The organism is Sphingomonas sp. GW821-FHT10F11 (assembly GCF_058809095.1).
In genome coordinates this window covers 206267-220334 of record NZ_JBXASH010000007.1, presented here as the reverse complement: position 1 = coordinate 220334, position 14068 = coordinate 206267, and the positions used below count along the sequence as shown (strand labels likewise).

General features: G+C 65.3%; 12 protein-coding genes. All 12 read left to right on the top strand.

Annotated elements, in window-relative coordinates:
• Positions 1-38: 38 nt before the first annotated feature.
• Positions 39-701, top strand: a complete 663-nt coding sequence (locus AC1RT8_RS19680; RefSeq protein ID WP_493077644.1) for a hypothetical protein — start codon at positions 39-41, stop codon at positions 699-701.
• A gap of 14 nt (positions 702-715) precedes the next feature.
• Positions 716-2716 (top strand): NADH-quinone oxidoreductase subunit NuoG, encoded by a 2001-nt coding sequence (gene nuoG, locus AC1RT8_RS19675; RefSeq protein WP_493077643.1) that lies wholly within the window; start codon positions 716-718, stop codon positions 2714-2716.
• A gap of 220 nt (positions 2717-2936) precedes the next feature.
• Entirely contained in the window at positions 2937-3986 is a 1050-nt protein-coding gene (gene nuoH / locus AC1RT8_RS19670; protein WP_493077641.1) for an NADH-quinone oxidoreductase subunit NuoH, read from the top strand.
• Positions 3983-4468, top strand: coding sequence for an NADH-quinone oxidoreductase subunit NuoI (gene nuoI, locus AC1RT8_RS19665; protein ID WP_372852491.1), 486 nt, complete (start codon positions 3983-3985; stop codon positions 4466-4468). The genes nuoH and nuoI overlap by 4 nt, the downstream gene beginning before the upstream one ends.
• 33 nt (positions 4469-4501) lie before the next feature.
• Positions 4502-5113 (top strand): NADH-quinone oxidoreductase subunit J, encoded by a 612-nt coding sequence (locus tag AC1RT8_RS19660; protein WP_493077640.1) that lies wholly within the window; start codon positions 4502-4504, stop codon positions 5111-5113.
• A gap of 151 nt (positions 5114-5264) precedes the next feature.
• Positions 5265-5570, top strand: coding sequence for an NADH-quinone oxidoreductase subunit NuoK (gene nuoK / locus AC1RT8_RS19655; RefSeq protein ID WP_272625766.1), 306 nt, complete (start codon positions 5265-5267; stop codon positions 5568-5570).
• 4 nt (positions 5571-5574) lie between these two features.
• Complete coding sequence (gene nuoL / locus AC1RT8_RS19650) at positions 5575-7629, top strand: NADH-quinone oxidoreductase subunit L (RefSeq protein WP_493077638.1); 2055 nt, start codon at positions 5575-5577, stop codon at positions 7627-7629.
• Positions 7626-9185, top strand: coding sequence for an NADH-quinone oxidoreductase subunit M (locus AC1RT8_RS19645; RefSeq protein WP_493077636.1), 1560 nt, complete (start codon positions 7626-7628; stop codon positions 9183-9185). Before nuoL ends, AC1RT8_RS19645 begins: the two co-directional genes overlap by 4 nt.
• Positions 9182-10621 (top strand): NADH-quinone oxidoreductase subunit NuoN, encoded by a 1440-nt coding sequence (gene nuoN / locus AC1RT8_RS19640; RefSeq protein ID WP_493077634.1) that lies wholly within the window; start codon positions 9182-9184, stop codon positions 10619-10621. Before AC1RT8_RS19645 ends, nuoN begins: the two co-directional genes overlap by 4 nt.
• A gap of 47 nt (positions 10622-10668) precedes the next feature.
• Positions 10669-11418, top strand: a complete 750-nt coding sequence (locus AC1RT8_RS19635) for a biotin--[acetyl-CoA-carboxylase] ligase (RefSeq protein WP_493077704.1) — start codon at positions 10669-10671, stop codon at positions 11416-11418.
• Positions 11419-11519: 101 nt separating this feature from the next.
• The gene (locus AC1RT8_RS19630) at positions 11520-12302 is read left to right on the top strand and encodes a type III pantothenate kinase (RefSeq protein WP_493077632.1); all 783 of its coding nucleotides are present in this window, start codon (positions 11520-11522) and stop codon (positions 12300-12302) included.
• A gap of 127 nt (positions 12303-12429) precedes the next feature.
• Positions 12430-14067: a ribonuclease J gene (locus AC1RT8_RS19625; RefSeq protein ID WP_493077631.1), complete on the top strand. Its 1638-nt coding sequence runs from the start codon at positions 12430-12432 to the stop codon at positions 14065-14067.
• The last annotated feature ends 1 nt before the right edge of the window (position 14068 follow it).

Sequence of the window (14068 nt, the reverse complement as noted above, 5' to 3'; positions counted from 1 at the left end):
GGCGGGCACGATATGATATGTCCAACGGGGGCATCGAAATGAGGGCAATTGCCATTGCTGCTGCGGCTGTCGCGCTGCCGCTGATCGCGGGCGTTGTGGTCGCTGGAGAGCGTAAGGCGGATCCGCGCGAATTCCGCGCGACGGCCGAATGCGTCATGGCGGAAACGCCCGGCCCGGTCCGCGAGCTGCTCGCTACCCTGCCGGGATCTTCCAACGAGCAGCGCGCCGCGAAACGGCTCGCCTCGGTCTACAGCTCATGCAGCGGTGACTCCTTCGGTTTGTCGCTGATCGGCGGTTCTCAGGGCCTGTACAACGGCCGGGCGGATATGGCCGCCGCGGCGGCTTCGGTCGCCATGCGCGAAGGCCGTCGGCCGTCGGCAACCGGCGGCGTGAAAGCATGGTACCTGAGCGCGATGGCAGGGCGAACGGCTGGCCGTGGGTATGACGCGGTCGCGCTCGGCATGCAGGAATTCGGGACCTGCGTTCTCAATGCCGCACCGGATGCTGCTGCAAATCTTGTTCAGTCGGCGGCCGGCAGCGATGCCGAACGTCAGGCGCTCGACGCGATCAAGCCGGTGCTCGGCGGTTGCGTCGTCGCGGGAAAGCCACTGAGCATGAAGCGCGATCAGATCCGCCTGATGATCGCCGAACCGCTTTATCACGCCATTGTCGGCGGCCCCTGGGCCGGCCGGCGCAGCTAGCAAGTACGAAACGCATGCCTAAGCTCAAAGTAGACGGAATCGAGATCGAGGTGCCTGCGGGCGCCACGGTGCTGCAGGCGTGCGAGATCGCCGGCAAGGAGATCCCGCGCTTCTGTTATCATGAGCGGCTGTCGATCGCCGGCAATTGCCGCATGTGCCTGGTCGAGGTGAAGCCGGGGCCGCCCAAGCCCCAGGCATCCTGCGCGCTGCCGGCTGCCGAGAACCAGGAAGTCTTCACCAACACCCCGATGGTGAAGAATGCGCGCGAAGGCGTGATGGAATTCCTGCTGATCAACCATCCGCTCGATTGCCCGATCTGCGATCAGGGCGGCGAGTGCGACCTGCAGGACCAGAGCCTGGCCTATGGCCGCGGCCATTCCCGCTATGACGAGAACAAGCGCGCGGTCACCGAGAAATATATGGGTCCGATCGTGAAGACGGTGATGACGCGGTGCATCCAGTGCACCCGTTGCATCCGCTTCGCCGAGGAAGTCGCCGGCGTCGAGGAGATCGGCGCGATCGGCCGCGGCGAGGATATGCAGATCACCTCCTATCTCGAGGGCGCGGTGACCAGCGAGCTGTCGGGCAATGTCGTCGATCTCTGCCCGGTCGGCGCGCTGACCTCCAAGCCCTATGCCTTCGAGGCGCGGCCCTGGGAGCTGAAGAAGACGCTGACCATCGACGTGATGGACGCGGTCGGCACCAATATCCGTCTCGACAGCCGCGGGCGCCAGGTGCTGCGCGCGCTCCCCGTGATCAACGAGGACGTCAACGAGGAATGGGCCAGCGACAAGACTCGCCACGCGGTTGACGGCCTGGTCCGCCGCCGGCTCGACCGTCCGTTCGTCCGCAAACAGGGCAAGCTGACCGAGGCGAGCTGGGACGAGGCGTTCGCTGCCATCGCCGCGGTCGATGCCGGCGCCAGCGTCGCCGCGGTGCATGGCGACCTGGTCGACTGCGAGACGCTCTACGCCGCCAAGGCGCTGCTCGGCGCAATGGGCTCGACCCTGCTCGAAGGCCGCCAGACCGGCATGGCTTACGACACATCGTCGCTGTCCGCGGTCAATTTCAACACCACCATCGCCGGTGCCGAAGAGGCCGACGCGATCCTGCTCGTCGGCACCAATCTGCGCTGGGAAGCGCCGCTGGTGAACACGCGCATCCGCAAGGCGATCAAGAAGGGCGCGAAGGTCTTTGCGATCGGCGAAGAAACCGACCTGACCTACAAGGTCGAATGGCTCGGCAACGACCTGACTCTGCTCGGCAAGCTGCCCAAGGGCCCGGCTGAGACGTTCAAGAACGCCCAGCGCCCGATGGTCATCGTTGGCGGCGGTGCGCTCAAGGGCGGCCATGGTGCCGCGCTCAAGCTCGCCACGTCACTGAACCTGGTGCGGGACGGCTGGAACGGCTTCAACGTGTTGCACATGGCCGCCTCGCGCATGGGCGGCCTGATGCTCGGCCTCGCGCAAAAGGGCGGGATCGCCGATATCGTCGCGGCCAAGCCCAAGCTCACTTTCTTCCTCGGTGCCGACGAAGCGGATTTCTCGGCCTTCGCCGACAGCTTCAAGGTCTATATCGGCCATCACGGCGACAAGGGCGCGGCCGCTGCCGATGTCGTGCTGCCGGGCGCGAGCTATGCCGAGAAGTCGGGTACCTGGGTCAATCTCGAAGGCCGCGTCCAGCGCGGCGAGCGCGCGGTGTTCCCGCCGGGCGATGCCCGCGAGGACTGGACCATCCTGCGCGCGCTCTCCGCGGTGCTGGGCAAGACCCTGCCGTTCGACACGCTCGAGGAACTGCGCGCGGCGATGGGCGTCGACACGCCCGATCTCGCCACGCTCGGCCTGCGCCGCTTCGCCTGGAACGCACCCGCGCTCGATGCAAAGAGCGAAGGGCCAGTCGGTTATCCGATCAAGGATTTCTACCTGACCAACGCCATCTGCCGCGCGTCCCCGACGATGCAGCGCTGCTCGGCCGAGCTGATCCACGGCGAAGAGTTCGCGGAGGCGGCTGAGTGATGGGCGCTATGCAAGCGACATTCTCCCTCTCCCAGCGGGAGAGGGAAGGGGCCCGCGCCGCAGGCGCGGGAAGGGTGAGGGCGACGCATCTGACGCATCCCACCGCCTTACACTCACCCTCACCCTTCCGCCGCTTGCGCGGCTCCCTCCCTCTCCCGCTGGGAGAGGGAAACAGTGGATCGAAGCATGTGGGAGTTTATATGAAGGGAGGGCTGAACTGATGACCGCTCTCTTCGTCTCCTGGGGCCTGCCGTTCGAATGGGCGTGGTTCATCGCCACGATCATCGGCATCCTCGTCATCGCGCTGCCGCTGATGCTCGCGGTCGCCATGATCATCTATGCCGACCGGAAAATCTGGGCGGCGATGGCGCTGCGCCGCGGCCCCAACGTGGTCGGCCCGTTCGGCCTGCTGCAGAGCTTTGCCGACGGCCTGAAGGTCTTCCTGCAGGAAACCATCATCCCGACCAGCGCGAACAAGGGCCTGTTCCTGCTCGCGCCGATCATCACCTTCACCGTGGCGTTGATCGTCTGGGCGGTCATCCCGTTCCAGGCGGGCGTGGTGCTGGCGGATATCAATGTCGGCCTGCTCTATGTGCTCGCGGCCTCGTCGCTCGGCGTCTACGGCATCATCCTGGCGGGCTGGTCGTCCAACTCGAAATACCCCTTCTATTCGGCGATCCGCGCCGCGGCGCAGATGGTGTCGTACGAAGTCGCGATCGGCTTCGTGCTGATCTCGGTCGTGCTGTGGGCCGGGAGCTTCAACCTCTCCACCATCGTGATGGCGCAGCAGAACGTCTATCTTCACCTCAACGGCTTCTTCCTGAATCCGCTGCTGTTCCCGATGGCGATCGTGTTCTTCATCTCGTCGCTCGCCGAGACGCAGCGCGCGCCGTTCGATCTGACCGAGGCGGAGAGCGAGCTCGTCGCCGGCTACCAGACCGAATATAGTTCGATGAGCTTCGCGCTGTTCTGGCTCGGCGAATATGCCAACGTCATCCTGATGTGCGCGCTCAACGCGACGCTCTTCTGGGGCGGCTGGCTGCCCCCGGTCGACTGGGCGCCGCTCTATTATGTCCCCGGCATCATCTGGCTGTTCGCCAAGATGCTGTTCTTCTTCTTCGTGTTCAGCTGGGTGAAGGCCACCGTCCCGCGCTACCGTTACGACCAGCTGATGCGCTTGGGCTGGAAGATTTTCCTCCCGCTGTCGCTGTTCTGGGTATTCCTGGTGTCGGGTTATCTGATGCTGACGCGTTTTGGAGTTTCGTCATGAACGTCGGCCAGATCATCAAATCCTACACCCTGTGGGAATTCGTGAAGGCGCACGCGCTCACCCTGAAGTATTTCTTCAAGGCGAAGGCGACGATCAACTATCCGTTCGAGAAGAACCCGATCTCCCCGCGCTTCCGCGGCGAGCATGCGCTGCGCCGTTACCCGAACGGCGAGGAGCGCTGCATCGCGTGCAAGCTGTGCGAGGCGGTATGCCCGGCCCAGGCGATCACGATCGAGGCCGAGCCGCGCGAGGACGGCAGCCGCCGCACCACCCGCTACGACATCGACATGACCAAGTGCATCTATTGCGGCCTGTGCCAGGAAGCCTGCCCGGTCGATGCCGTGGTCGAAGGGCCGAATTTCGAATTCGCCACCGAAACCCGCGAGGAGCTGATCTACGACAAGGCGAAGCTGCTCGATAATGGCGATCGCTGGGAACGCGCGATCGCCGCGAACCTTGCCGCCGATGCACCGTACCGTTAAGCGCCAGCCGAATCCGAGGGGCCTCCTGATTCCGTGATACAGACACTCGCCTTTTATCTGTTCGCCGTGATGGTGCTGCTGTCGGCAGCGCTGACCATCACCGCGCGGAACCCGGTCCATGCCGTGCTGTGGCTGATCCTCGCCTTCTTCAACGCGGCGGGGCTGATGGTGCTGCTCGGCGCCGAGTTCATCGCGATGCTGCTGATCATCGTCTATGTCGGCGCGGTCGCGGTGCTGTTCCTGTTCGTCGTGATGATGCTCAACATCGATTTCGCCGAGCTGCGCAGCGGCTTCGCGCGCTATCTGCCGATCGGGCTGGCGCTGGCGATCGGGCTTGCTGCCGAGATTTTCATTGCAGTCTACGCCTATGGCGCCGGCGCGATCGAGCTGAGCCGTCGCGCGTCGCCGATTGCGGATGACCTGCCCAACATCGTGGCGATCGGCGAGCTGCTCTACACCCGCTATCTGTTCGTGTTCGAAGGCGCGGGCCTGGTCCTGCTCGTCGCCATGATCGGCGCGATCGTGCTGACCCACCGCGAGCGTGGCGGCACCCGCCCGCAGAACATCAACCGCCAGGTATCGCGCCGGCCGCAGGATGCGACCCGTAACACCCAGCCTGGCGTAGGGCAGGGGATCGAGCTGTGATCGGTTCCTCTTTTCTTCGTCACCCCGGACTTGTTCCGGGGTCCACCGATCCGCTGCGTGCAGAGGCTGCGATTCAATCGATGACGTGTCGCCAGGCCGCCGAGTGGATGCCGGAACAAGTCCGGCATGACGGTATTGGGGAGGGCGCGGCATGATCGGCCTGACGCATTATCTCGTCGTCGCGGCGATCCTGTTCGCGCTCGGCGTGCTCGGCATCGTCATCAACCGCAAGAACCTCATCGTCATGCTCATGGCGATCGAGCTGATCCTGCTCGCGGTGAACCTGAACCTTGTCGCCTTCTCCGCCTATCTCCACGATCTGGTCGGGCAGGTGTTCGCGATGTTCGTGCTGACCGTCGCCGCAGGCGAGGCCGCGATCGGGCTCGCCATTCTGGTCATCTACTTCCGCGGACGCGGCACGATCTCGGTCGACGACGTCAACCGGATGAAGGGGTAAGTCGTTGATCCTCCTCATCGTCTTCCTGCCGCTGCTCGCGGCCTTCGTCGCAGGCCTGGGCAACCGGGCACTCAGCAACACCGTCGCCAAGGTGCTGACCACCGGCGCGCTGTTCGCGTCGTGCGCGCTCTCCTGGCCGATCTTCATCTCCTATCTCGGCGGGGCCGAACCCAGCATCACGCCGGTGTTCGACTTTATCCGCTCCGGCGATCTCGACGTTGCCTGGGCGCTCCGCGTCGATGCGCTGACCGCGGTCATGCTGGTGGTGATCACGTCGGTGTCCGCGCTCGTCCACCTCTATAGCTGGGGCTATATGGCGGAGGATCCGGATCAGCCGCGCTTCTTCGCCTATCTGTCGCTCTTCACCTTCGCCATGCTGATGCTGGTGACCGCGAACAATCTGGTCCAGATGTTCTTCGGTTGGGAAGGCGTCGGCCTCGCCTCGTACCTGCTGATCGGTTTCTGGTTCAAGAAACCCAGCGCCAATGCCGCGGCGATCAAGGCGTTCGTCGTCAACCGCGTCGGCGATCTCGGCTTCATGCTCGGCATCTTCGGCACCTTCCTGGTGTTCGGCACGGTGTCGATTCCCGACATCCTCGCTGCCGCACCGGGCATGGCCGGATCGACCATCGGTTTCCTCGGCCACCGCTTCGATACGATGACCTTGCTCTGCCTGCTGCTCTTCGTCGGCGCGATGGGCAAGTCGGCGCAGCTCGGCCTGCACACCTGGCTGCCCGACGCGATGGAAGGCCCGACCCCGGTGTCGGCGCTGATCCACGCCGCAACGATGGTCACCGCCGGCGTGTTCATGGTCTGCCGCCTGTCGCCGATGTTCGAGACGAGCCCGTTCGCGCTGCATGTCGTGATGACGGTCGGCGCCGCGACCTGCTTCTTCGCGGCGACCGTCGGCCTGGTCCAGACCGACATCAAGCGCGTCATCGCCTATTCGACCTGCTCGCAGCTCGGCTACATGTTCTTCGCCGCGGGTGTCGGCGCCTACAATGTGGCGATGTTCCACCTGTTCACGCACGCCTTCTTCAAGGCGCTGCTGTTCCTCGGTGCCGGCTCGGTGATCCATGCGATGCACCATGAGCAGGACATGCGTTATTATGGGGGGCTGCGGAAACACATCCCCGTGACCTTCTGGGGCATGATGGCGGGCACGCTCGCGATCACCGGCGTCGGCATCCCCGCCGTGTTCGGCAACCCGCTCGCGATCGGTTTTGCCGGCTTCCACTCGAAGGACGCGATCATCGAGGCGGCCTGGGCCGCAGGGCAGGGCGGCGCCTCGATCGTCGGCATGATCGTCGCGCTGCTGACGAGCTTCTATTCCTGGCGCCTCATGTTCCTGACCTTCTGGGGCAAACCGCGCTGGATTCAGTCCGAGCATATCCAGCACGCAGTGCATGATGCGCACGGCCCTGAAGATCACGCGCATGCCCATGACGCGCATCACGACGATCATGGTCATGCGCACGATCATGGTGACGGCACCGGCGGCTATCATCCGCATGAAAGCCCGCTGTCGATCCTGGTCCCGCTGATCCTGCTGTCGATCGGCGCGGTCGCCGCCGGCTTCGTCTTCCACGGCTATTTCATCGAGCCGACCGCAGGCGAGGAATATTGGAAGGGCAGCGTCGCCTTCAGCGAGCATCTGATGCATGCGATGCACGAGGTGCCGTTGGGCGTGAAGCTCTCCGCGACCATTGCCATGCTGCTTGGGCTATGGGGTGCCTGGATGGCCTATATCCGCAACCCGGATTTCCCGGCGAAGCTCGCGGCGCAGTTCAGCGTGCTCTACGATTTCCTGCTCAACAAATGGTATTTCGACGAGCTGTATAACATCCTGTTCGTCCGCCCCGCTTTCGCCCTTGGCCGCCTCTTCTGGCACCGCGGCGACGAGAAGACGATCGACCGCTTCGGGCCCAACGGCTCGGCCTGGGTCGTCGCGCTCGGCTCGCGCGTCGCCGGCAGGGTCCAGACCGGATATGTCTACACCTATGCCTTCGTCATGCTGATCGGCCTGACTGCCGCTATTACCTGGGCGATCACACGATGAGCGGTTTCCCCATCCTGTCGCTGATGCTCGCGATCCCGGCGATCGCTGCCGTCGCGTGCCTGTTCGTCAGCGCGAACGCTGCGCGCTGGATCGCGCTGATCGCGACCCTGGCCGATCTGCTGCTCGGTATCTGCCTCTGGGCGCAATTCGATATCGGCGGCCCGCAATGGCAGTTCGTCGAGGCGCACGAGAATCTGTTCGGCCCGATCGGCTGGAAGCTCGGCATCGATGGCTTCGCGCTGATGCTGATCATGCTCAGCGTGTTCCTGATGCCGATCTGCATCGGGGCGAGCTGGGTCGCGATCGAGAAGCGCGTCCAGGAATATATGTGCGCCTTCCTCGTCACCGAGCTGCTGATGATCGGCACCTTCGCGGCGCAGGACCTGTTCCTGTTCTACATCTTCTTCGAAGCCGGCCTCATCCCGATGTACCTGATCATCGGCGTCTGGGGCGGCGCGAACCGCATCTACGCGTCGTACAAATTCTTCCTCTACACGCTGCTCGGCTCGGTGCTGATGTTCATCGCGATGCTGTGGATGGTGCAATATGCCGGCACCGCCGACATCCCGACCCTGCTCAACACCGATTTCCCGGCACATGCGCAGACCTGGCTATGGCTCGCCTTCTTCGCCTCCTTCGCGGTGAAGATGCCGATGTGGCCGGTCCATACCTGGCTGCCCGACGCACACGTCCAGGCGCCCACCGCCGGGTCGGTCATCCTGGCCGGCGTGCTGCTGAAGCTCGGCGGATACGGCTTCCTGCGCTTCTCGCTGCCGATGTTCCCGGAGGCCTCGGCCGAGTTCGTCTGGCTGATCTTCGGCCTGTCGGCGGTGGCGGTGATCTACACCTCGCTGGTCGCGTTGGTGCAGTCCGACATGAAGAAGCTGATCGCCTATAGCTCGGTCGCGCATATGGCGATCGTGACGATCGGCCTGTTCGCCTTCAACCGCCAGGGCATCGAAGGCGCGATGATCGTCATGCTCAGCCATGGCCTGGTTTCGGGCGCCTTGTTCTTGTGCGTCGGCGTGATCTACGATCGGCTGCATACCCGCGAGATCGACCGGTACGGCGGGCTCGCGATCAACATGCCGAAATATGCGCTGCTGTTCATGCTGTTCACCATGGCCTCGGTCGGCCTGCCCGGCACCAGCGGTTTCGTCGGCGAGTTCCTCTCGCTGGCCGGCACCTACAAGGTTTCGACCACCATCACCCTGTTGTGCACGACAGGCATCATCCTCGGCGCCGCGTACATGCTCTATCTCTACCGCCGCGTCGTGTTCGGCGATCTGACCAAGGATGACGTCCGCGCGATGCCCGATCTCTCCTTGCGCGAAGTCGCGCTGCTCGCGCCGATCGCGGCGGTGGTGCTGTGGATGGGCGTCTATCCGGAAAGCTTCCTCGCCCCGATGCGCGGCGACGTCGCCACGCTCGAGGCTCGGATCGCACGCGCCGCACCGGCCGGTGACTCGCTGCCGACCGCGGGCAAACCCGCTGCTCCGGCGGCGCATCACGAAGCCACCGCGCCCGCGGCAGCGCATGGGGAGGCACATCAATGAACGCCTCGCTGCTGATGACCCTGCCGGAACTGGTGCTGACCGCCGGCGCGCTGATTCTGATGCTCGCAGCCGCCTGGGGCGGCCAGGCCTCGACCAGGGCCATTTCCTGGACCTCGGTCGCGGTGCTGATCGGCGCTGGGATCGCGCTGTGCGGTCCGGCGTCCTCGGGCGGTGAAGCCTTTGACGGCCTTTACCGCGCCGATGCCTTTGCCGCCTTCGCCAAGATATTGATCTATATCGCCGCTGCGGTAGCGATCATCATCGCCCCACGCTTCTTCCAGCAGACTTCGGGCGACGATCTGCGCCCCGAATATCCCGTCCTGATCCTGCTCTCCGCCATCGGCATGGGCATGATGGTGTCGGCGGGCGATCTGCTGACGCTGTATGTCGGTCTCGAGCTGCAGAGCCTCGCCGCCTATGTGCTGGCGAGCTTCATGCGCCGCGATGCGCGCTCGGCCGAAGCGGGCCTGAAATATTTCGTGCTCGGCGCACTGGCGAGCGGCATCCTGCTCTACGGCATCAGCCTGGTCTATGGGTTCAGCGGTACGACGCTCTTCTCGCTGATCGCCGACGCTTATGGCGCCGGCCGTTCGCTCGGCCTGACCTTCGGCCTCGTCTTCGTCTTCGCCGGCCTCGCCTTCAAGATCAGCGCGGTGCCGTTCCACATGTGGACGCCCGACGTGTACGAAGGCGCGCCGACCCCGGTGACGACCTTCTTCGCCTCGGCCCCCAAGGTTGCGGCGATGGCGCTGGCGGTCCGCGTCGCCGTCGAGGCAATGGGCCCGGCGACCGACCAATGGCGCCAGATCGTGATCTTCGCCTCGCTCGCCTCGATCATCTTCGGTGCGGTCGCCGCGATCGGCCAGAGCAACATCAAGCGCCTGCTGGCGTACAGCTCGATCAACAATGTCGGCTTCGCGCTGGTCGGTCTCGCCTGCGGCACCGCCGAGGGCGTGTCGGCCGTGCTGATCTACCTGACCATCTATATCGCGATGACCCTGGGCAGCTTCCTCGTGGTGCTGCAGATGCGCGACCAGAGCGGCCAGCCGGTCGAGACGATCGCGAGCCTGTCGGGCATGTCCAAGACTCAGCCCGGTCTCGCGCTGGCGCTCGGCCTGTTCATGTTCAGCCTGGCCGGCATCCCGCCGCTGCTCGGCTTCTACGCGAAGTTCGTGGTGTTCCAGGCAGCCGTGCAGGCGGGGCTGTTCCCGTTCGCGGTGGTCGGTATCGCTGCCTCGGTGATCGGCGCCTATTATTATCTGCGCGTGGTGAAGACGATGTACTTCGATGATGCCGCCACGGCCTTTGCTCCGGTCGGCAGCAAGGTCGAGGGCGGGCTGATCGCAGTCGCCGCGACCTTCATCTCGCCGATCGGCTATCTCGCCATCCCGTGCCTCGGCGCATGGGCCATGGCGGCCGCCAGGGCGCTGTTCTGACGCACAATATCCGCACCGTCGCCGAGACGGGGTCGACCAATGCCGACATGCTGATGCTCGCCGGCAGCGGGGCAGCAGAGGGGCTCTGGCTCCGCGCCGAGCGCCAGACCGGCGGCCGCGGGCGGCATGGCCGGGCCTGGTCCTCGCCCGAGGGCAATCTCTACGCGTCGACCTTGGTGCGGCTGCGCCCGCACGACCCGCAGGCGGCTACACTCGCCCTGGTGGCCGCTGTGGCGCTGGAGGAGGTCATTCGCGCCTACCTTCCTTCCTTGTTCTCCCGCGAAGGCGGGGGGCCAGAGCTTCAATCGGTGCGTTCTGCGACTCTGGATCCCCGCCTTCGCGGGGGAACGGTCGGCGTTGGAGGGTTGGCGATCAAATGGCCCAACGACCTGTTGCTCGACGGCGCCAAGCTCTCCGGCATCCTGCTGGAGCGCGCTGACGACGCGGTAGTGATCGGTATGGGCGTCAACCTGGCGCACCACCCGACCGGTCTCGAACGCCCCGCCACCAGCCTCGCGGCGCACGGCGCGGCCCCTGATCCGGCCGACTTCCTCGAAACCCTCGCTGACGCGTTCGAGCGCTGGCTCGGCATTTGGCGCGTCGAGGGCCTGGCCCCGATCCGTGCCCGCTGGCTCGACCGCGCGCACCCGCCCGGCACGGCGCTCACCGCGCGCCTGCCCGACGGCAGCGCGATCGACGGCCTGTTCCAGGGCCTGGATAGCGAGGGCGCGCTCATCCTGCGCTTGGCGGACGGATCGAGCCGTGTCATTCACGCCGCCGACGTCTTCCTGATCTGACATGACTCCGTTCGTTTCGAGCGAAGTCGAGAAACGGGGCTTGGCGTCAGGCAAATGTGTCTCGACTTCGCTCGACACGAACGGAAGGGATTGAGGTTCGCATGCTGCTCGCGATCGATGCCGGCAATACCAATGTGGTCTTCGCGCTTGTCGAGAGCGGGACGATCAAGGCCCGCTGGCGCATCGCGACCGATCCCAGGCGCACCGCCGACGAATATGCCGTGTGGCTCAGCCAGCTCCTGACGCTGGAGGGCTATGATCGCAGCGCCGTCACCGGCGTGATCATCGCCACCGTCGTCCCGCGCGCGCTCCACAATCTCCAGACGCTCGCCCGCAAATATTTCGGCGGCGAGCCGCTGATCGCCGGCGAGCCCCCGGTCGAATGGGGCATGCAGCTCGACGTGGAGGAGCCGCACGCCGTCGGCGCGGACCGCGCGGTCAACATGATCGCGGCGCATGCACTTCATGCCGGCGACCTGATCACGATCGATTTCGGCACCGCGACCACCTTCGACTTCTCGGACTTCCGCGGCGCGTACAAGGGCGGGATCATCGCGCCGGGCATCAACCTGTCGCTCGACGCGCTCGTCACCGCAGCGGCCAAGCTGCCGCGCATCGCGATCGAAGCGCCCGAGAATACCAGCGTCATCGGCCGCGACACGGTCAGCCAGATGCATATCGGCATCTATTGGGGCTATATCGCGATGATCGAGGGACTGGTCTCGCGCATCAAGGCCGAGGTCGGCCGCCCGGTAAAGGTAATCGCGACCGGCGGCCTGGCGACGCTTTTCGAGAAGCAGACCGATGTTTTCGACGTGATCGAACCCGACCTGACCATTCAGGGGCTGGCGATGTTGTGGGATCGCGCCCATATAAGGACCTGAACAATCCTTCCCGCCAGGTGCGGGAACCCAATTCCTCCCCCTCACCACGGCGTCGACATGACGACAGCGCTTGAGCAGGGAGCCCCCATTTCCGGGGATGACGAACCAAGAAAGAACAGAAAACTACGTGACTCCCAACAAAGAACTCCTTTTCCTTGCCCTTGGCGGCTCGGGCGAGATCGGCATGAACGTCAATCTCTATGGCTGCCACGGCAAGTGGCTGATGGTCGATTGCGGCATCACCTTCGCCGACCCCCAATATCCGGGGATCGATGTGATCCTGCCCGATCTCGCCTTTATCGAGGAGCAGATCGAAAACCTTGTCGGCATCGTGCTCACCCATGGTCATGAGGACCATATCGGTGCGCTGCCCTACCTCGCCGAGGATCTCGGCGTGCCGCTCTACGCCACACCCTTCACCGCCGGCCTGATCCGCGGCAAGCTCGAGGAAGAGGGCAACGCCGATCGCGTCCGCCTCAACGTCGTGAAGCCCGGCCAGCGGGTCGATATCGGCCCGTTCGGCGTGAACTTCGTGCCCATGTCGCACTCGATCCCCGAAGCGAACGCGCTGCTGATCGATACGCCGTACGGCCGCATCTTCCACACTGGCGACTGGAAGCTCGACGCGGCGCCCGTGCTCGGCAAGCCGGCCACGCCGGAGCAGCTCGAAGTGATCGGCGACGAGGGCGTGCTTGCGCTCGTCTGCGATTCCACGAACGTGTTCAACGCCGAGCCCTCGGGTTCCGAGGCCGAAGTCCGCGTCGGCCTGTCCGAGGTGATCGCCAAGGCCAAGGGCCGTGTGCTCGTCACCACCTTCGCCTCGAATGCCGCGCGGCTGCACACGCTCGGGCTGGTCGCGCGCGAGACGGGGCGCAAGCTCTGCGTCGCCGGCCGCTCGCTCGACCGGATCCTGAAGGTCGCCCGCGCGACCGGCTATCTCAAGGATTTCCCGGAAACGGTCGATCCCGATGCCGCGATGCGCCTGCCACGCAACAAGGTGCTGATCGTCGCGACCGGCGGGCAGGGCGAGGAACGCGCCGCGCTGGCCCGGGTCGCCTCGGGCACGCACCCGATCAGCCTCGACGCCGGCGACACCGTCGTCTTCTCGTCGAAGCAGATCCCGGGCAACGAAGTCGCCATCGGCCGCATCCAGAACCAGCTTGCCACCAAGGGTATCGAGATGATCACGGAGCGCCAGGCGCATGTCCATGTCTCCGGTCATCCCGGCCGCCCCGAACTCGCGGCGATGTACCGCTGGATCCGCCCCGAGATCCTGATGCCCGTGCATGGCGAGATGCGCCATCTGATGGAGCAGGCCCGTTTCGGCCTCTCCGAGGGCATCCCGCGCGCGCTGGTGCAGACCAATGGCGATATCGTCCGCCTCGCTCCCGGCGCGCCGGAGAAGCTCGGCCATGCCCAGGTCGGCCGCCTGGTGCTCGACGGCGACGTGATCCTGCCGGGCGACGGCGCGACGATCAACGAACGCCGCAAGCTCGGCCTGTTCGGCCAGATCTCGGTCGCGGTGGCGATCGATCGCGGCGGCAAGATGATCGGCACGCCGCAGGTCCGGCTACAGGGCATCCCGGTCGAGGAGGATCGCGATCCCTTCCTCGACGAGGCGGTGGATGCCGTCGCCGAGGCGACCCGCAAGGGCGGCCGCGACCGCGATAAGCTGCGCGAGGACATCCGCCTCGCCGCCCGTCGCGTGGCGACTCGCTGGACCGGCAAGAAGCCCATCGTCGACGTCTTGCTGATCGAGGCCTGAT

Bases quoted from the DNA above. Each gene is read 5' to 3' on its own strand.
- AC1RT8_RS19680 (WP_493077644.1), top strand. From the start codon at position 39: ATGAGGGCAATTGCCATTGCTGCTGCGGCTGTCGCGCTGCCGCTGATC.
- AC1RT8_RS19630 (WP_493077632.1), top strand. From the start codon at position 11,520: ATGCTGCTCGCGATCGATGCCGGCAATACCAATGTGGTCTTCGCGCTT.
- AC1RT8_RS19635 (WP_493077704.1), top strand. From the start codon at position 10,669: ATGCTGATGCTCGCCGGCAGCGGGGCAGCAGAGGGGCTCTGGCTCCGC.
- nuoG (WP_493077643.1), top strand. From the start codon at position 716: ATGCCTAAGCTCAAAGTAGACGGAATCGAGATCGAGGTGCCTGCGGGC.
- nuoH (WP_493077641.1), top strand. From the start codon at position 2,937: ATGACCGCTCTCTTCGTCTCCTGGGGCCTGCCGTTCGAATGGGCGTGG.
- AC1RT8_RS19645 (WP_493077636.1), top strand. From the start codon at position 7,626: ATGAGCGGTTTCCCCATCCTGTCGCTGATGCTCGCGATCCCGGCGATC.
- nuoK (WP_272625766.1), top strand. From the start codon at position 5,265: ATGATCGGCCTGACGCATTATCTCGTCGTCGCGGCGATCCTGTTCGCG.
- nuoN (WP_493077634.1), top strand. From the start codon at position 9,182: ATGAACGCCTCGCTGCTGATGACCCTGCCGGAACTGGTGCTGACCGCC.
- nuoI (WP_372852491.1), top strand. From the start codon at position 3,983: ATGAACGTCGGCCAGATCATCAAATCCTACACCCTGTGGGAATTCGTG.